General features: G+C 42.2%; 16 protein-coding genes. 1 reads left to right on the top strand and 15 read right to left on the bottom strand.

The window, feature by feature from the left end:
* Positions 1-13: 13 nt before the first annotated feature.
* From M886_RS10760 to M886_RS10695, 15 genes are all read right to left on the bottom strand, one after another.
* Positions 14-2827, bottom strand: a complete 2814-nt coding sequence (locus M886_RS10760) for a NosD domain-containing protein (RefSeq protein ID WP_011034542.1) — start codon at positions 2825-2827, stop codon at positions 14-16.
* Positions 2828-3344: 517 nt separating this feature from the next.
* The gene (locus M886_RS10755; RefSeq protein ID WP_048051153.1) at positions 3345-5540 is read right to left on the bottom strand and encodes a CHASE4 domain-containing protein; all 2196 of its coding nucleotides are present in this window, start codon (positions 5538-5540) and stop codon (positions 3345-3347) included.
* A 203-nt stretch (positions 5541-5743) separates the two neighbouring features.
* Entirely contained in the window at positions 5744-5992 is a 249-nt protein-coding gene (locus M886_RS10750) for a KEOPS complex subunit Pcc1 (protein ID WP_011034540.1), read from the bottom strand.
* Between the two features lie 110 nt (positions 5993-6102).
* Positions 6103-6576, bottom strand: coding sequence for an rRNA maturation protein (locus tag M886_RS10745; protein WP_011034539.1), 474 nt, complete (start codon positions 6574-6576; stop codon positions 6103-6105).
* Positions 6577-7379: 803 nt separating this feature from the next.
* Complete coding sequence (locus M886_RS17815) at positions 7380-7517, bottom strand: DNA-directed RNA polymerase subunit P (protein WP_011021777.1); 138 nt, start codon at positions 7515-7517, stop codon at positions 7380-7382.
* A gap of 29 nt (positions 7518-7546) precedes the next feature.
* The gene (locus M886_RS10740) at positions 7547-7831 is read right to left on the bottom strand and encodes a 50S ribosomal protein L37ae (RefSeq protein WP_011034538.1); all 285 of its coding nucleotides are present in this window, start codon (positions 7829-7831) and stop codon (positions 7547-7549) included.
* A 163-nt stretch (positions 7832-7994) separates the two neighbouring features.
* A complete protein-coding gene (gene rrp42, locus M886_RS10735; RefSeq protein ID WP_048036983.1) occupies positions 7995-8795 on the bottom strand; it encodes an exosome complex protein Rrp42 in 801 nt (266 codons plus the stop codon).
* Positions 8779-10260, bottom strand: coding sequence for an exosome complex exonuclease Rrp41 (rrp41, locus tag M886_RS10730; protein ID WP_048051152.1), 1482 nt, complete (start codon positions 10258-10260; stop codon positions 8779-8781). Before rrp41 ends, rrp42 begins: the two co-directional genes overlap by 17 nt.
* A 78-nt stretch (positions 10261-10338) precedes the next feature.
* Complete coding sequence (rrp4, locus tag M886_RS10725) at positions 10339-11121, bottom strand: exosome complex RNA-binding protein Rrp4 (protein WP_011034535.1); 783 nt, start codon at positions 11119-11121, stop codon at positions 10339-10341.
* An 11-nt stretch (positions 11122-11132) separates the two neighbouring features.
* Positions 11133-11825, bottom strand: coding sequence for a ribosome assembly factor SBDS (locus tag M886_RS10720; RefSeq protein WP_011034534.1), 693 nt, complete (start codon positions 11823-11825; stop codon positions 11133-11135).
* Between the two features lie 78 nt (positions 11826-11903).
* On the bottom strand, positions 11904-12653 hold the full coding sequence (gene psmA / locus M886_RS10715) for an archaeal proteasome endopeptidase complex subunit alpha (RefSeq protein ID WP_011034533.1): 750 nt from the start codon (positions 12651-12653) through the stop codon (positions 11904-11906).
* Between the two features lie 1441 nt (positions 12654-14094).
* The gene (locus M886_RS10710) at positions 14095-14445 is read right to left on the bottom strand and encodes an Rpp14/Pop5 family protein (RefSeq protein WP_048041174.1); all 351 of its coding nucleotides are present in this window, start codon (positions 14443-14445) and stop codon (positions 14095-14097) included.
* Complete coding sequence (gene rnp3, locus M886_RS10705; protein ID WP_048041173.1) at positions 14442-15161, bottom strand: ribonuclease P protein component 3; 720 nt, start codon at positions 15159-15161, stop codon at positions 14442-14444. The genes M886_RS10710 and rnp3 overlap by 4 nt, the downstream gene beginning before the upstream one ends.
* Complete coding sequence (locus M886_RS10700; protein ID WP_011034530.1) at positions 15154-15597, bottom strand: RNA-binding protein; 444 nt, start codon at positions 15595-15597, stop codon at positions 15154-15156. The genes rnp3 and M886_RS10700 overlap by 8 nt, the downstream gene beginning before the upstream one ends.
* Entirely contained in the window at positions 15594-16184 is a 591-nt protein-coding gene (locus M886_RS10695) for a 50S ribosomal protein L15e (RefSeq protein WP_015412676.1), read from the bottom strand. Before M886_RS10695 ends, M886_RS10700 begins: the two co-directional genes overlap by 4 nt.
* Positions 16185-16733: 549 nt before the next feature.
* Here M886_RS10695 and M886_RS10690 point away from each other — a divergent pair.
* Positions 16734-18839 (top strand): DUF2207 domain-containing protein, encoded by a 2106-nt coding sequence (locus M886_RS10690; RefSeq protein ID WP_235203932.1) that lies wholly within the window; start codon positions 16734-16736, stop codon positions 18837-18839.
* The last annotated feature ends 138 nt before the right edge of the window (positions 18840-18977 follow it).

The raw sequence follows: 18977 nt of genomic DNA, 5'->3' as shown, positions 1-18977 counted from the left end.
CTTTTAATTTTATTTAGATGTGGTTTTCTGCGGAAACCGTAATATATTCAGGTATGGTCTTTGTGTTGCTACCGTTTTCATTTGTTACTGTAAGGCTTACGTCATACTTTCCGGGTTTGGTAAACGTGTGAGTTGCATTCAGGGCGTGTCTGGAATGAATACCGTCTCCGAAATCCCATAACCAGTAAACAGGTTCTTCCGTACTTCTGTCGGTGAATAACACTTTTAAGGGCGAGTTTCCTGAAGTGGTATTTGCAGAAAAGTCAGCAACAGGTGCTTTCAGTGAAGGTTCCACTTCTGAAACTGTACACATGTAAATGTCCTTATTTGTTACATATAAATGATCGTTCTGTTTGTATTCGTTGCGCCAATCCGTCCAGACTATCCTGTCGCCATATATTGCAGGGTTTAATTGCACTGAGTTGTTTGAAGTAATCCGGGTTTCCACATGAGTGGAAAGATCATACAGGTAAATATCAGGATTATTATTCCGGCTATCGACCCATGCTATTTTATCACCATAGATGGCAGGATACTCCTGGGACCCTTTGTCAATTGTGATTCGAGTTTCCCTGGAAGTTGAAATATTGTACATATAAATATCCCAGCCTCTATTGCGCCAATCTGCCCACACAATGCTGTCTCCATAGATAGCAGGAGAGTACTGATCCGAATCATCATGAGTGATCTGGATTTCCCTGGAAGTAGAGAGATCGTACATGTATATATCGGCAGGGTTATAGCCATCTCCATTGCGAGAATCCTGCCACACTACTTTATCTCCATAGATGGAAGGATCACCCTGATAAGATTCGTTTGTGGTTATCCGGGTTTCTTTTGATGTGGAAAGATCATACATGTAAATATCTGCTTTTCCGTTGCGAATATCTTTCCAGACTATCCTGTCTCCGTAAATATCAGGACAGAAAGCCTGTCCGCTGTCAGTAATCTGAATTTCTGTTGACGTGGAAAGATTATACATGTGTATATCGGCTTTATCCCAGACACCGGGAATGGTACTCCTATATTCCTGCCAGACTATCCTATCGCCATAGATTGCAGGTCCAGTAGCTGTATTATAGTAGGTTTCATTAAAAGTAATCTGAGATTCCCTGGAAGTAGAGAGATTGTACACGTAAATATTATAATACCCACCGCGGTCATCAAAAAATACTATATTATCCCCGTAAATGGCAGGGCTCGTCTGATTTGATTTGTTTGTTGTGATCTGAGCCTCTGTGAGAGTATATTGAGGCCTATCGGATGCTGTGATTGGATATAGTTTCGAGGAAGTCCCGTTTGCGTTGTTTACGGTCAGATTGACAGTATAGGCACCGGATACCGGGTATACATAAACCGGGGTTTTATCTGTGGAGTCAATGGCTCCGTCATTATCGAAATCCCAGACCCTGGATGTTGAATTTTGTGAGTAGTCCGTAAACAGGACAGAAAAAGGTACGTAACCGCCAGTTACATTGGAACTGAAATCTGCAACAGGGAATACTGGTTGATCCTGTTCGGATATGGAGACGAGAGGAAGATAATCAATATCATACGCATTGACCGTGTATACCGAATCACCGATTTCATCCCCGTTCCAATCGTTACAGTTTTGAGAAAAACCAGTCCCATCAGGCTTTGCCCAGTAGTTGCCGCCAAGGTAATATCCACCCAGGATGTCAGGACCCGGGGTTTTTGTGGTATTCAGTTCAATAGAATTTGCTCTGACTCCATTATTTACTGGTATTACAGCATAATAGTTGTCTGTATAGTTGCCTGTATCGTTAAAGAAACTGATATTATTATTAAATTTATTATTATAAATCTGGTGGGTTCCATTATATGACTCTTCATGGATCCTATAGGGAATCAGTTTTACATAGATTCCATATTGCCTATTTAGCTCGATTCTGTTACCGGTTATCAGATTATCGGAAGGATGACCTTCGAATGATATTCCTATATTGTTTTTTGAAATTGTGTTATTTGAAAATACATTACCCCCTGACTCTCCAGCATAGATTCCGTAGCCATTGGAAGTCAGGGTATTATTGTAAAATTCGTTATTTCCCGTAAGCCAGCCCAGAAAGACGCCATAAGTGCAATTTATAATAGTATTATTTTGAACCTCATTAGAAGATTCTGTAAAGACGATCCCATAACCATTAAAAGTTCCATTTGAAATATAATTTTTGAGAATATTACATCCGTAGCATTCAGACACTCCTATACCACCATTCAGGAGTGTATTATTTAACAAAATACAATTAGAATATACATGAGAAGCAGTGATATCTCCATTAACGACCAGATTGTCAGAGATTAAAAAATCAGAAGGTTTATCAATATCATACACATGGATACCTGAATTTAAAATCACATTTTTTTCAATACTGGAGTTGTAACACCTTCCAGCTCCAATTCCCGATTCCAGGATGTTATTCTTAACGGTACAATTTGCAATATTATCATACCAGAAGTCACTTTTATGACCCCGTAATATTAATCCTTCATTTATCCTGAACCCATTTACAGTAGTGTTATTTGCACTTATGTTAAAAGCCCGTACAGCAGTATCTTCCGGATGTTCAGATTCAGAAAGGACACTTATATTATCTATCACTATATCCAAACTCTCATTATAGAAACCCGGATAAACAATAATTGTGTCTCCTGAAGATGAACTATTTACCGCTTCCTGAATTAATATGTAATCCGCTGAACCATTATCATCTACCGTAATTTCCCTGCCGGATGCAGGGATACAAAACACAATCGTAAGAAAGGTAATAGCTACTAAGAAGATAGATAATTTATTTACCCACACCTGTTACTTCCTCCTGAACCGGAAATATAAAAAACACACATGATATTCTTCGAATAACATGCCCAAAAAATGAAAGTACTTGAGAGCACTTTCATGCCAAATAAATCGTATAGAATTCTGAAATTTAGATATTTAAGGACTAATAGAACTTATTTTTTAAGGACTAATAGAACTTATTTTCTGAATTTATATAATACTAACCTTTTATTCAGGAAAATTATAGCAGGTTAAAAAGTTATATTATATTTAAATCATTAAAAGGCATTATTTTGAGTTTTACTGATTTCTGTCCCTATTTTTGCATTATATAAGGGTCCTGAATGCTAAAACCATATGTTTTTAAATATATTTTTACAGTATATTTAAAAATATTATCCTCTGCCAGACGCATCCGGTAATATTTCGACTCCTTAAATACTATATTGTGCCTTTAAATGCAGGAAACCATTGATAAGATCCAGTGGCGGAAGTAAAAATTTATTATCCGTTTTATTTTTTCTTATCTGACCCTGCCTTCTTAGTCTTTTTTATTACCGTTTATGGGAATAGAAAATGCAAAGGTACTCCCCTCACCGGGAATGCTCCTGAACCAGACATAACCGCCATGCAGGTTTACTATCTGCTTTACTAAAGAAAGGCCAAGTCCCGTACCCTGGAATTTCTTTGAGGAAAAAGCAGCAACCTGGCTGAAGGGCTGGAAAAGCTTATGCTGGTCTTCGGGTTTTATCCCGATTCCAATGTCCGTCACTGTTGTTTCTAAGAACTCTCCTTTTCTTCTCGCCTCAATCCTTACAGGATTATTTTCAAAAGAGAATTTTATGGCATTATCCACAAGATTATACATTATCTGGACAAAACGTGCTTCATCAGCACAGATAGTTGTAAGGTCCTTATCCACATTAATTTCGATTTTTATATTTTTACGGGCTGCAATAGGGGAAAGAAGGCTTTTTACCGAATTCAGCCGGTCGGTGAGCTCAAACTCCCTGTAATCAAGTTCCATCTTTCCGGCTTCTACCTTGGAAAGGTCAAGAATGTCATTTATCGGGTTGAGAAGATGTTTTCCGCTCTTTGAGATATTGTTTGCATACTTTAGCTGCTTTTCATTCAATTTCCCGTAAATCTGGTCACATAAAAGGTCCGAGAATCCTATAATCGAGTTAAGTGGAGTCCTCAGTTCGTGGCTCATATTTGCCAGAAACTCGCTTTTGGTACGGTTCGCAATTTCTGCTACCTGTTTTTCCTGGAGAAGTTTTTCGATTGCCTTTCTTTCAGTAATGTCCCTGAAAGTGCCCAGAATGCCTATGATCTTTCCACTGTCGTCGGTTACCGGAACAGCCTGAACAAACCAGTAAGTTCCGTTCTCCAGGGAAAATTCCCCTGACTCTTTATTCCCTGAATTAAAAATCTTTTCAAGCTGCATATGCCCGAAAAGGGACCCATTTATATCCGGGGTAGTTTTAAAGCACATTCCTTTTGCTCTTTCAAGGTCAATTTTCATGTGTTCCAGGGCAGCTTTGTTTGCCCAGATAATTTTAAAATCGGGGTCCACAAAAATAGTCAGTTCATTTAAAGAATCCAGAAGGACTTTCTTTTCCCTTTCCTGTGATTTTAACTCCTGTTCTGCAAGCTCTATTTCACTCAACATCCCATTTATTTCCCTGGAAAGGCGGTACAGCTCATCATTGCCTTCGAGAGGCAGCCTTCTGGAAAGGTCTTTCTCCGATCTGACTTTTGTAACAAAATTATCAATATCAATCAGTCTTGAAACGAAGAAATTATCAAGAGCGAACTTAACTCCCACCCCTGTAACAAGCCCGGTTAGCAAAAGGAAAAAATACATGTAATTCAGGGTATTTTCGTTGTTAAGGTACAGGATTCTTGGGAAATCAGTTCGGATAATAACAGCGGGTTTACCCGAGATATCCATTAACCCGAAATATCCTGCTATTACCTCCTTACTCAGGGGTTCTACAATGGTGCTGCCCGGGTCCTTTATAATTTGTTGAAATTTTCCTTGAAAATCAGGAGGCAAATCCTCATCAACCCTTAAAATCGAAATAGAGGAGTCAGTATTTTCTTCGGAACTGAGAACGCCATCGTCGAAATACTTCCCGAAGACCAGCGTACCTTTAACAGGTCCTTCATATTTTGTTGTAAGGATCGGATGGCAGGAAATAAACATTGGAGCTTCATCAAGCAAAACATAACCGCGGATAACATCATCCTCTGATTTTATTGAAAGCTGCCCGCTTTCGACCAGTTTGAGCAGCTCTTCAGGTACCGGTTTCTCTTCCACCGTGCTGAAGTTTATCGATTTTGCGTATACAAGCGAACCTGTTTCATTAATAAAAAGCATGATATTTACTTTGACTCCGGCAAGCGTCTCGTTCTGAAGGTTCACGTTTATATATTCCTGATTTCTGTCCTCAATGAAACGGTAGGTATCGTCCCAGCATGCCCAGTCCTGAACCATGTTGTCGAGATACCCCTGTTGGGTGTAAATTGCGTTCTGTAACCTTTCAACATCATTTAATGTATCTGCCTCTTCAAGAGTTAAAAAATTTGAAAGTTGCATATTGTAAGTAAGCGCAAATGATGTAATCAGAACGGCAAAAATTAAAAGTGTTATTATGAAAATTTTTTTACTAATATTTATTCCAAACACCCCGGACTGCAGATAAATAAACGTGAAAACAATATTTAATAACATTAAAAAGGAAATATAAGTATATAATATTACGTTGACATTATGAAGAAATTATAGAAAAGTTAATATTTATTCTGTAATTTAAGACTTATTATATTATAAAATTTTAAAAATAGACTTAAATATTCTTTAATAAAAATTTAATAATATTCTGGATTTTATTCTCAAGAACTTAATCTGCCAGCGTGGAGGCATTGTAAAAACACTCACCGGGCTTCAGATGTGACCTCAAGGACTTCCTGAGCAATCTGGATAAGCCTGAACCATGTGTTGAGGGCGGAGCGAAGGGAGACCGTATCTTCGGCTTTAACAGTAAGTACAAGTTTGTTTGAGTCTTCAAGGGTCAGCCCTATTTTTGACCTTTCAGAGAAACTTTCATTAAGTTCCGGAAGGACGGCCTGATAGATCTGTTCGGCAGTATCGGTTTCAAATGTAAACTCTGCGGAAAGTTTCATAAAATTTCTCCTGGAAAGAAGCTAAATAAAAAATCCTGATTTTTAAACTATTAATCCACGGTTCTTAAAATGGCTCTGCTTATAACTTAAGGGTTGAAAAAATTATTCTCTCAGTACTTTTTGAAACCTTTAATGTTAAATTTAAAAAGGGACTTTCCGCTGCCCATAAAATCAATCTCCTTATCTCCTATTGCCATCACAAGAGAATTTTGAGGAAGCTGAACGACCCTGTCACTTTCGACCCTCTCAAAATGGAAAAAAGACTCAAGAGCTTCAGCAATCTCTCCTTCGCCAGTGAGCACCGGAAGAACATCCGGAAACCAGTAAGAATCGATTTCCTCAGAATACCGGTCCGAAAACCTGATGGAAAAAAGAAGCTTTCCTTCATTGTCGTGAAAACTGAGCTCCCCCGGATTTCCGTGGTACTCCCCAACGACTATGAAGGTATTTCCTTCTGTAAAATCCAGAAGTTCCTGCATGCCCATTTTTCCCCGGGAAATGCATCTGCTGGCAGTAAAGCGTGAAAGAAGCTTGCAAAGCGTCCGGCTTTTTGCAGAAGGTTTGCGAGAAGTAGTAACTAGCATATTCCCCTTGATGAAACCGGGAGTATTTTGCACTTTCGCTCCACCTGAAAATCATCCGGACCGGAAGCACATGCTACAGGAAGGAGAATATAAAAAGGATTATAAAGAAAAATCACAGTTCAGTAGAAACTCTGTAGCTTTTTTTCCGACATCTAAAATCAGTTTCGTAGGGAGAGACATATTCCATTATTTTCTGGCAAAATCCGTAGGATCTGTTATACTTTTCACATTCTCCACACGTTAATGGCGTCTTGTCCGTTATTTCGCCCCCTTACATTACTTCAACTCATAACTTTTTTAATCATTTTGGGGATATTTACCGTTTAGGGATATTCACCGTTTAGGGATATTCACCGGGTTTTCCGTGCTGTCAAATTCTTTGAAATAAGTTTTACGTAACACATTATTATTTTTAAATTTCTCCGTTTTTATCCAGATATGCTGTTATCCTGTAAGAGACGACATCTTACTTTAAGTATTATTTTTTATAGTTATATACTTATCTATAATGTTTCTCATAGAGCCGACCTCGAAACTAATATTACATGAGAGCTGGTCCTAAAACTTAAAAATTGCTTATTCAGAAAACCTTAATTTCTTCCGAGATACGACATGGATTAATGAATTAACGTCTGACAGATTGACAAAAATAGTAAATTCAGAACAAAAAAGTCAAAATAGAAGTAGGTATGTACTGTCCGGACAGGAAACATCTGTTTTTGTCCGTCCAAGTACTTAAAAATTGTTTTTTATCCAGACAACCAATTTGCGTCTTATCCGGCAAGAGGAGTAACTAATACTCCTTATTCTGCCTTTATGCGTTTGATAGTTGTAGGACGCTCTTTTACCAGGATTCTGTGTCCGCAGTACGGGCACCTTATACCTGTGTACTCGTAGTCAATTTCCACTTTCTGTTTACATCGAGTGCACTTATATCCCATACAACCTCACGTACCTGAAAAGTGTCTGTTTACTTTGCCTCAGCAACGTTCTTCATTGTGCGCAGCAGGGTCTGACCAACGCTTGTATATGGGATGTAAGTCCCGCCAGCGAAGGTGTGTCCGCACTTACTGCATTTCCAGATCCCTGTTCCAATCCTTCCCACTGTCGGGCGGGCACATTTGGTGCATACATGCGGGGCTCGCATGCGTTCTTCCAGGTCTGCGACAAGCTTTCTGTCTTTTCTCCCGTACCTGGGACCAAACCTGCCTGCAGATCTGGAAATTCTTCCTTTCTTAGTGAACTTTTTTGCCATCGTTATAACTCCTAAAATGTACTGTTAAGTCAGAAGGGATAGAACCGGGTCTCTCCGAGGGCAGGCCAGCCCTGAGATATGGGGTTCTTTTATCACCTTATAGACGTGCACTTAGACCGTAATACAGGCATTTAATATTTATATTTAATTAATCCTGCCTGATTTATTCATTTTTTGCGAGCCCTTCAAGGTAAAGCCCGCGGATTTCAGCTGCCTTTTCGATTGCCATATCTATAGCTTCGAAGAGCTCTGCCTCTGTAAGGGGGACAGGGCCCATTTTCTGCATGCCTGCAACAGACCCGTCCGAACTTGAAACTATTGTCAGTTTCGTTTCGCAGACCGCTTCCTCATCAAGCGAGGGGTCAACCATAAGTTTTGAGCCGATCTTGGCAAGTGTTATGCCGACAGGCATCTCTTTCATAGCAAGGGGCACGTTCTCGCCAAGTCCCTGCTGCTCGTTCGGGACCATGGTGGTCATGAGGGCTGCAATTGCAGCGAGACAGGATGCATCAATGATATTTCCGTCGTTATTCAGGATATGGACGTCTATAAAGACAATCCAGACGGATTCTCCAACCGTTATGCAGAGCTTCTTTATATCAATTGCGCCTGATTCCCTGATCCCCCTGTCAACGACCCTTGCCATTTCGATTGCATCTTCTCTCGGTGGCCCGGGCTCAAACTCAGGAGAAGCTATGGGGTTAAGCTCAAGGTTGGTAATGATCACACCTTCATCCTGGGAATCCGGGAACGGGGTTCCAGTCTGAAGTTTCACACCTACAAGCACCTGAGTGTTTCCAAGGGTGACCTTTGCAGAACCTTCTGCTTTGGAGATAACATTTGTTTCGAGTTTGAGTTCCCTGAAATCTTTAAAGCCGCGACCGTCCTGGCGCTTATCTTTGATCATCAGGTTGTAAATATAATCCTTCTTAAGTGTGGCTATGATTTCACTCATCTTTTTCACCTCTGGTTCCGGCTTCAGAGGGATCTTTTACTACCTTCCAGGGACCTTCGGATTTTTCCTCCTCAGGCTCTTCTTCAGCTTCTTCAGCCTCAGTGGAAATTTCCTCTGCCTCAACCTCAGGTTCGGCCTCTTCTTCAGCTTCTGCTTCAGCCTCAATATTTTCTTCTTCTGATGCAGCAGTTTCCTCAATTTCGGCTTCTTCTTCCAGCCCTTCTTCGGTAGCTTCCTCAGCTTCAGGCTCAATTTCCTCTTCTGCTTCTATGGAAGCATCTTCTTTTTCGAGCCTTGCTTCAATTTCGTCAAACTCTTTGAGTTCAGGTGCACATTCTAAGGAGGCTTCGAGTTCATTCTCTTCTTCAAGAGCTTCCTCTTCAAATTCCTCTTCTTCAAGCTCCTCTTCTTCCTCGAGCTCCTCTCCCAGATCTTCCTCCAAGTCTTCTTCCAGGTCTTCTTCAGGTTCAGCTTCTTCCTCTAAAGCTTCCTCTTCAAATTCCTCTTCTTCGGTTTCGAGATCTTCCTCAGATTCTTCAAGTTCCTCCTCGATCTCTTCTTCGAGCTCGTCTTCAAAGTCGGGAATTACCTCACTGGCAAGGATTTCAGCTTCAACTTCTTCTTCTGAAATCTCTACTTCAGGTTCTTCTGCTTCTTCAGGAGTTTCTTCAACAATTGCAGCTACAGGGGAAGGTTCCAGCACTTCTTTTTCGGCTCCCTTTTCAGGGGCTGTTTCTTCAGAAACTTCTTCAACAGGGGTTTCAAACTTCTTTCTCAGGACTGCCTGCTGGATTTCGAGGATTTCCTTACAGCCTTTCTTCACGAGTTCCAGGCCCTGCTTTATTTCATCAGGAGTAAGGTTCCCATCCATCTGGATCAGAGTAATCTCTCCGTCCTGTGTCATTGCTACAGGGAAGTCAGCCTCTCCGTAGTTGTCCTCTTCCTTATTAAGGTCAAGAACAATCTTTCCGTCAACTTTCCCGAAAGCGCACGAGGTAATAAGTCCTTTCATAGGAATTCCGGCGTCTGCAAGGGCTATGCTTGAAGCATTGATTGCTGCTGTCCTTGTCCCTGCATCTGCCTGGAGAACTTCAACAAAAATATCAATTGCTGTTTTCGGAAACAGCTCAGCCATTATCACAGGCTCGAAAGCTTCCCTGGAAACCTTTGATATCTCGATGCTCCGCCTGCTTGGCCCCGGACGAGCACGGTCTTCTACAGAGAATGAAGCCATATTATATCTGTAACGGATAACTGCCGAATCCGCACGCTGGCTACGGCGGGGATGAGCCTCCCTGGGGCCAAACACGCCTACAAGGATCTTATTCCTGCCCCATTCAAGATAACATGAACCATCAGCTCGCGAAAGTACACCGACTTCAATTTTCATGGGCCTTATCTCATCCGCACGTCTCCCGTCAAGGCGCAGCCCATCGTCGGTGATTAATGTTAGGTTTTCAGGTTTATTACTCATACTTTAATCTCCAAACAACTCCTAAACCAAAATACTCTAGAGAAGCTTACCTAAAATTCTCCTGACTCTATCCGGAAATCAATTCTTGGGGTCCAGCAGTACATCGATCTTCCGGTATATATCCTCGGAATGATCTTCCTTTGCCACACTCACATCCGTCTTTTCATTTTTTAAAAATTCAACGGGCTTGGACTCTTTCTCTTTCATCCGTTCATTTTTCAAAAAATTGTAGATCCGGTCTGTCAACCCGGAACGCTGGGCTTCAGCTTCGATTTTCCGGAGAGCCTTACTCAAAAGCTCTATATCCTCGTCCTTCCCATCAATCCATATCCTGCCGTTCTGACCTACGAAAATGCTGCAGTTTGTCTCTTTCTTCAGCATTGAGATCATGGAACCGCCGTGTCCTATTACACGGGGAACTTTCACAGGCTCAACCTCAACAATCTGGCCTGTCCTAAGTTTATGAAGGTTCGGGTCTCTCAGGGCAAGCTCGATTTTCATGGAGCTGTCCACATCTCTCACCCTGAGAATAACAGAGTCGCCTACGTCCAGAATTTCAGGCATTTCCCGGGATTCGACTCGTCTCGGATACTCGGACACATGAAGCAAACCGTCATAAGGAGCTGCAATATCCAGTATCCAGTTGGATGGAGTAACCACAATAACGACCCCTATCACCACATCGTTCACCGAGGGGATATACGCTCCCGCAAGTGGGATCACTCCAACTTTATCCTCTTTGAGGCTTTCAATGCCGCAAAGCGAAGAATAGATTTTGTCGTTCTTGACATACGTCCCGTATCCGGATTTTTTTACATCATCGGATAACAGGTCACCAGGGATCACTATTTTTTTATCCATCCAACATCCTCTTATAAAAGTTTAGTCTGAGCCTCTCCCTTTGTGAGATGATTTATAAGAGCGTAAAAATCAGTCTGGACTCCCGCAGGAATCCTTACCACTGCAATCCATGAGCCGTCACGCTGCCATTCTTCCTTTGTGATGGTTCCGGCTTTGGAAATGTCTCCGTATGCCTTTGGGGCATATTCGGGAGGGATTTTTACAGCAATACTAATTTCTTCAAAACGTATAGGGATGAGCGGGCGAATGGCTTTCATCGTAATTGCTACCAGCTGATCCACGCTTTTTAAAGGGTCTATGTGCACCTTTGCCTCCTCCATCGCTCTCTCTATCCTTGCGGGAGGGTGAGGTGCTCTAGTTTGAGGGTTTATAGCATTTCTGGAAATGGTATAGATAACCTTTTTCTTTTTCTCTTCAAGCATTCGTTTTCTCTGCTCAGCGGTAAGCTGGAGCTCTCCGCTCTTCAGGATAACGGCAGCAATCTCAAAGGGATCGGTTGTTTCAAAGGAATTGATTATATCGGACTCCGCTGCCCGATCTCCTCTGTTTGCATCTTCGAAGATAGTTTCAACTGCCAGAATGTCTTCGAGGTTTACTTCTTCGCCTCGTTTATAGGCCAGAGCCCCTTCGGGCTCGACCAGGACTTCGAAATGTTTACTGCCTCTTTTAAGTCGAGCAGTCACTGCCTCGTCCAGGGACACCATTTTCGAATACCTTCTCTAAAATGCAGGGTTTGAGAATCAGAGTTTTCTGATTACTCATTCTCTAAATATTTATAGGTTTTATTCTTTGTTCTCATTTCCTTTGTGTTTCTCAAGGATCTGATGAACATAGTTCTCAACTTCTTCAGGACCTAATTTCCTGAATTTCTTATCCTCAAGGGACACAACACCCACTTCAAGAGTTCCGGCATCGAACTTGCCTTCAGCAGCTTTATAAAGAGCATCCATCCCGAGAAGGATAGCAGCATCAATGTTCATATCTTCCCTGTAGTCTGCCTCAAAGACCTCGACGACTGCATTTCTGCCTGCGCCTATGGCTGTTGCCTTGTACTCAAGGAGAGCGCCGCTCGGGTCAGTCTCAAAAAGCCTTGGCTTGTTGTCGTCCACGCCTGCAATCAGGAGTGCGGTTCCGTAAGGGCGAACCCCTCCGTACTGGGTGTATGTCTGCTTGTGGTCACAGATTTTCTTGGAGATAACCTCCACACCAATGAGTTCGTCATATGAAACCCTGTTTACCTGGGCTTCTACACGGGCCCTGTCAACAAGAGAGCGGGCATCTGCCACAAGCCCTGAGGTTGCGGCTCCTATGTGGTCGTCAATCTGGAATATTTTTTCGATTGATTCGGCTTCCACAAGCCTGCTTGTTATTCGCTTGTCAACCAGCAGCACTACCCCATCGGCTGCCTTGATTCCTACGGCTGTTGTTCCCCTTTTGACCGCTTCGCGGGCATATTCTACCTGGAAAAGTCTTCCGTCAGGGCTGAAAACCGTAATTGCCCTGTCATAACCCATCTGTGGTGCCATCTGCATATTCCGTATCTCCTTGCCTTAATTTATATTCCATATTGTTTCAATTTTTCCCGGCCAGAAACCGGTTATTTTTCCTCAGGGATCTTAAATCCGCAGAACCGTGCGCTAAACCACCGCATGCCCAAAAAAGGCTTTGGTCAGTAAGCATTATATCTGTACGGATATCCTGAAAGTTCAGGAGAGAAAGTCCCGGACCCAGTGTTCAGGTAAGGAAACAGATTTTTGATTCCCTATAACGTATTTCTCCCTTATTAGAGTTTTTAGCATATTATGCGGGACTTTTTATCCTGAACCGATTTTTTGGACGAAGCCAGCGGAAAATACCCCGAATACAGGGATTTTAAAGGCACTTTTACCCTGTAAAGCACGTTTTCCTGGTATAGCCCGGATTACGCACTTAGGTTAGTTTTTTATGATTTATTACAGAGTCTGAAGGTTCATTCCAATGTTAACTATATCCGTAAATAAAGTGTATTTACTCAGTTATAACGCTTATGAGAGTCAGGGACTTTTCTGGCGCCTAATGCCAGATTTGAAACGTATAAGGAAGAATATCCCCCTGCAGCCACCCTGAACCCGGATAATGGAACGCCCTTAATCCAGACTCCCGGATTACCTGCGCACAAACTACTGAAAGTCTCTGTACAGCTGTTCTTCTGTCAATCAGTCCTGCCAATCAGTATTATACTTTGTTACACTAATAATCATTCATTGTAGTATATATTAGACTGATTATATTCCAGCCCCGGACTTTTCAGCCCCCGGGGATTTATCCTTAATTCATTTGCTGGTAATTAAACTGGCTGACTCGTATATGTAATTAAATTTATGTAATTAATTAGACAATTGATCAACACAGGTTTATATCGCTCAATACTGGTTTTAACACTGATTTATAATACCGGTTCTAACACTGGTTTTAATCTGGTTTTAATAATGGTTTATAATACTGTTTATCAGTATCTCAGAATTCTGTTCACTGATTTAAGGCGGTTATCAGTCTTATTTCATATAAACAGGACCGGATATAAGCAATACAGAATATAAACCCTATGAGCCATTTTGTGTCCATCGTATGTAAAGATGCATATAATACTAATTTTGAATTAATATTCTAGCAGGATAAGACATGCTGATCTTCTTAATAAATGTTATTATGTATGTATAAATATTCTTATCAAAATCTTCCGCACACGTCACAAAGGTTGCAGGAGATAATCCAGTGCAGTATCAAGGGTTTAGACTCCAGTATTCAAAAGTAATCACAGAAGATGAATACTAACATAAGGATGAATAATAACACAAATAAGATCAGTAAAGCAAACTGAAAACCCTGAAGACCAGCGCCCGGGAACTGATTTCCCAGGATTTCAGGTAAAGCTCCTGGGTCTTGGTTTATTCAGAGACCGGAACCAGCTCCACTGATACCTGTTACCAGGCTTCAGGAGCTGAATACACCTTCATCCTGCAGAAACTTTTCCGTAGCCCTTTTAACAGTACCGGAAACTCCCAGGACGTGCAGAGTTGCCCTTTTACCGTTGATCCGGGTAAGAGCAGCCAGAGAGGCTCTCGTTTGCTTAACTTTTGTGTGAGAGCACTGGATAATGCCCTTTCCGTTTTCGAACCCCAGCACCCTGATGTCGCAGTCGCTGGTTATAACGTCTCCGAGCAGTGAGGACGCGGAAGACATAACCTCTTTAACAATATCGCTTCTGCTAGCTGGCTCTTCCGAGATCAGCTCAAAAGCAAGATAGCGCTTTTTAGCGCGGAGTGAAGGGAGCAGGCGTTTCAAAAGACATCCTCTCCTTCAAGAACTTCGATCCCTTCCCTTACATATCCCGGGCCAGGGCGGTTCTTTTTTATAATTTTTTTCGGAACGGTGCTTAAAGCATCAAGCGCTTCATCCTCTTCAAGCCCGCAGACCTCAGCAAAAGCAAGAGTCTCCATAGGGGAGCGAAGATCATAGCAGGACATGGCATCACTGCACAGCACAAGGGGGACATCGTATTTTCTGGCAAGCTCAAGGTTTGCCTTAAGGTCAGAGAGCATACGGATGCGCCTTGAACCCCGGGAATGTAAAAGAGGCCTTAACGTAATGCCTATTGCAACTCCATTTTCTGCGGCTGCTTTTGCCAGTACCTGATTTAACCCGCTGCTTTTGTCAAATGCGGGATGGTTAAGGATATCCACTCTGGGGTTTTCAAGTGCAGCTCTGTTGACTGCTTCGGATCCCCCGTGCACGATCAGGACATCCATCGAGCTCCTGAATTTTCCTACTAAACCGTGAAGTTTCGAAGGGTTTTCTTCCACAAGCTCAATTCCCCTGAAAACTTCAAATCCTTCAATCGAAGGCAGTACCGGTTTTTTACTCGGGAGTTTGTCAGAATGGTTGGCAAGGGCAATCCCGCTGTATCCCAAATGCCGGGAAAGGGAAGACAGTTCCTCTACAGCATTAGCCCCGTCCGGGACAGCATGAACACAAAAATCGTAAAATTCAGGTTTACCCAAATAATTCCTCCACTATGGCTCCGGCTTTTTCCCTGTTCTTCGGGTAGGTCTCGATCTTGACCTTTGCAGTGATTGCATCCGAGGAACCGGTCAGTTTTACCTGCTGGAGGTATGCCGCCTGCTTGTCGAAGCGGAGGTGAAAGACCAGGTCATCGTCCAGCCTTTCAGGCATTTCTTCCCTGAGCATTTCCACGTCTTCTTCGGAAAAGTTTTCCCGGATAAAACGGGCAAATTTCAGGCATTCTGCCTTCCTTTTAAGCTGCACGCTAAGAATAGTAATGGGATTTCCATGGTGCCCTTCAGCCTGGAGCTCTTCTATGAGTTTACTCCCTTCTTTTACGCCGGCACCTGATAAAAAAAAATCCAGAGCCTCGCGGACTCTGGATGTGTCTTCGGTTGCATGGGCGATCACACGCATTATTATGTGGTGAATCACTTGCCTCGACTCTTGTGCGCACGGATGCTCGGCCTGGTCTTTTCAGTACCCTTGCCGCGTGTGGACATGCCTCGGCCTTTACGACCTGCACTGGTCTTACCCCTGGTGGCTCTGCCCCTGATGGACGCATCACAGATCCAGTTCAGGTTCTTGTCGCTCTTTATTACAGGGTGGTGTGGGTCTACAAGGATGACTTCGAACCACTTGTGCTTTCCGTCTTCCCCTACCCAGTAGGAGTTAAGGACCTCAAGGTTCGGGTATTTGCGGTCAGCACGGGCTTCAGCGATCCTCTGGATGCTCATTCCACCTGATACCTTGTTCTTTCCCATCTTCTGGGTCCTTCTTCCACGGTTGGGCCTTACATGACCAAGCCCTCCGCGGCGTACATTTACCCTGACGACAACAATGCCCTGCTTGGCTTTGTATCCAAGGGAGCGTGCTCTGTCGATTCTTGTGGGCCTTTCAATTCTGGTCACGGATCCCTGCTTTCTCCAGACCTGCAAGCGCTCCCAGCGGAGTTCGTTCACATAGGTCTCATCAGGGTTCTTCCATGCATCACGTACGTATCCGTAAAAAGATTTTACCAATTTAAACACCAAGTTTCACTTATGTTTCACGGTTCAGCCCTGCCAGCAGGACCACATCCCAACGGGACCTAATCCCGAAAATGAAACATGCGATACAACTGAATCATTTGATTTAAAGCTTTGCCCCCTTCAAAGCTTTCAGGAAGAATCAGTCAATAAGTCAGTCAATAAGTCAGTCAATAAGTCAATCAATAAGTCAGTCAATAAGTCAATCAATCAAATTTCCAGAAATATATCTCCGGGATTTTCCTGTAAAGATTAACATACATAGGACTTACGCACTTGAGGTAAAAACCAAATTCAATTGGCTTTATGGTTAAATTTATGTTTTATACAGTTGAGGGTTTATTGCTATTGATTTCTCAGTTCAACTGCGTAAGTCCTAATACAATTATCTTTCAGCACAGAAATTCCCGTTAAACAGCCTGGAATCTCCAGAGATTGATTTTTTCCCGTTGTCATATATTAAAAAAACCGGGTTCTGGAAATAAGTATTAAGAAGACTCCAGGTAATTAAAGTATATAACGGGGGATCTGGAGGAAAATCTATTGAGGCTCTCGAATGGTTCTTTTGAACCTGCCAGAGGATCAAATGTCGCCAGAGGATCAGGTGTCAATTCAATAGCACTGAAAATATTTCTTCTTTTGCTGATTGTTCCTTTTCTGTCACCTCAGGCCAGTGCAAGAGATTACACCCTGGAAGAAGCGACAGCGAATATTACTATTTACCCGGAAGGCGCAGTTCACGTTGAAGAATCGGTTTCCTACACTTTTGATGGAGATTACAACTATGTTTACAGAATGATCAGGACATCAACAGAGGAATCCATTCGGAATATTAAGGGTTACTGTTCTGACGATGCATGCAAATTCAGAGTTGAAAGGATTTCTGAAGGATACAGGTTAATAGGCGATCTTCCGGAACATACTCCGGAAAATTTGACCTTTTATGTTTCTTATGACCATTACGGAGCGGTCAAAGTCCACGATGACGTTTCCGAATTTCACAGACAATGGGGCGAAGAATGGGAGAAGCCGCTTGGAAACCTGAAAGTAAACATTACCTTTCCGATAAAAAACGACAGTGAAATCCTTTACTGGACTCACCCTGCCGGCTATACGCAGGAAGAGAACTTAAATCATAATGTCCTCAATTTAAAGACAGAAGAGATCCCCTCTTCTTACGATTATAAAGTCAGAGTGGTTTTTCCGAAAATAGAATCACCAGATTCCAGCTCTGTCCGGATAGATAACGAGAAAAATCTTGAAAAAATACTGGCTGAGGAAAAAGAATATCGACAGAAAGAGTTGAAGTTAGAAGGGCTTTATGACATAACCCTTTACTTCCTGTTCTTCATCCTTGTGATCCCTGTCTTTATATACCTGATATACGGGAGAGAGCTGAAAACAGGTTTAGAAGAGAAAACAGGTTACGAAGGGGAAACAAACTCTGAGGAGAAAACAAACTCTGAGGGGAAAACAAACCCTGAAGAGAAAACAGATCACGAAATGGAAACAAACTCTGAAGAGGGGGCAGGTCACGAAAAGGAAACAGGTCATGAAGACAGATCAGATCACGAAAGTAAAACAGATTACAAGAGGAAAATACGTTTAATAGAAATATATAAACGAAAGCCAGACGAGGATTTCAGACCTGCCGTTGTCAACGCTATTATGAAAGGGAAACTTGGAATCCCCACAATTGACGGATTTACTGCCACATTCATGGACCTTGCTAATCGTGGTTATATTTCTCTGAGGAATTCAGGACCCGAAGAGGCAGATTCATCAAACATTTCAGGGTCAGAGACAGAAGATTTCATGATAGAACTCAACCATGAAATGTGTCCCGAAATTAAAGGAAAGTATTATGAAATTGAAGGAAGACGTCCCGAAGTTAGAGGAAGCAAATCTGAACTGAAAGAATCCGAGCTGGCAGACTTTGAAAAAGATATACTCAAGCTGTTAAATGATCACTCTTCCGAAAGAAAAATCTCCTGGAGAGAATTCAAAAAGGAGCTCGAAGGTACAGAGGAGTTTTATAAGTTTATGATTTCATGGGGGAAAAAAGTTCGGAAACATAGTGAAATTGACAGGTTTTTCCAGTCAACAGGAAGTACATATATGAACCTGTTTTCCCGGGCTATTCTTGCATCTGCGATTGTTTATTATATTGCGCTTTCAGGATATTTCCCTTCAAGCGAGTTTCCGGGAGTGTCAAAGGTTAATATGCTGGCTGCTTTGATAGGGATCTGGGGATTCATTATGACAAAAAACTCAGAGATATTTGTAAAGGTATTCGGGCGCTGGACATCTGAAGGGAAGCTCTACTATGAACTCTGGGGCAATTTCAGAGAATATATCACGGACCAGTCTGCTCTCAAAAATTGTCCTCCCGAATCCGTGAAAACATGGGATTCGTATCTGGTGTATGCAGCTTCCCTGGGAGTTGCAAAGCAGGCTTTTAGAAATATGTCCCTTATTGTTCCTTTTGAAAAACTTGAAGAGAGCAGTTTCCGCCCTATAAGCTACCATTATTATGATCATTCCGTGCACGGATTTGAAAATGCCTGTTCTTCACCCTATCAGGGCGTGAATGGAACAGAAAGAAGCAGTAAGAGTAGCAGCTTTGAGGAAAAGGACGGTGAACCTTAATAAGTTACTTCAGTACCTTAATAAGTACTCTGTAATAGTACTCTGTAATAGCACTCTGTAATAGTACTCTGTAATAATAGAGACCACTGTAAAACTGAGAAAACAAATTGAAAGAACTGCCAGCTTTTAAAGATTTTA

Origin of the sequence: Methanosarcina soligelidi (assembly GCF_000744315.1) — an archaeon.
Taxonomy (GTDB): Archaea; Halobacteriota; Methanosarcinia; order Methanosarcinales; family Methanosarcinaceae; genus Methanosarcina; species Methanosarcina mazei.
This window is presented reverse-complemented; position numbering and strand designations above follow the sequence as displayed.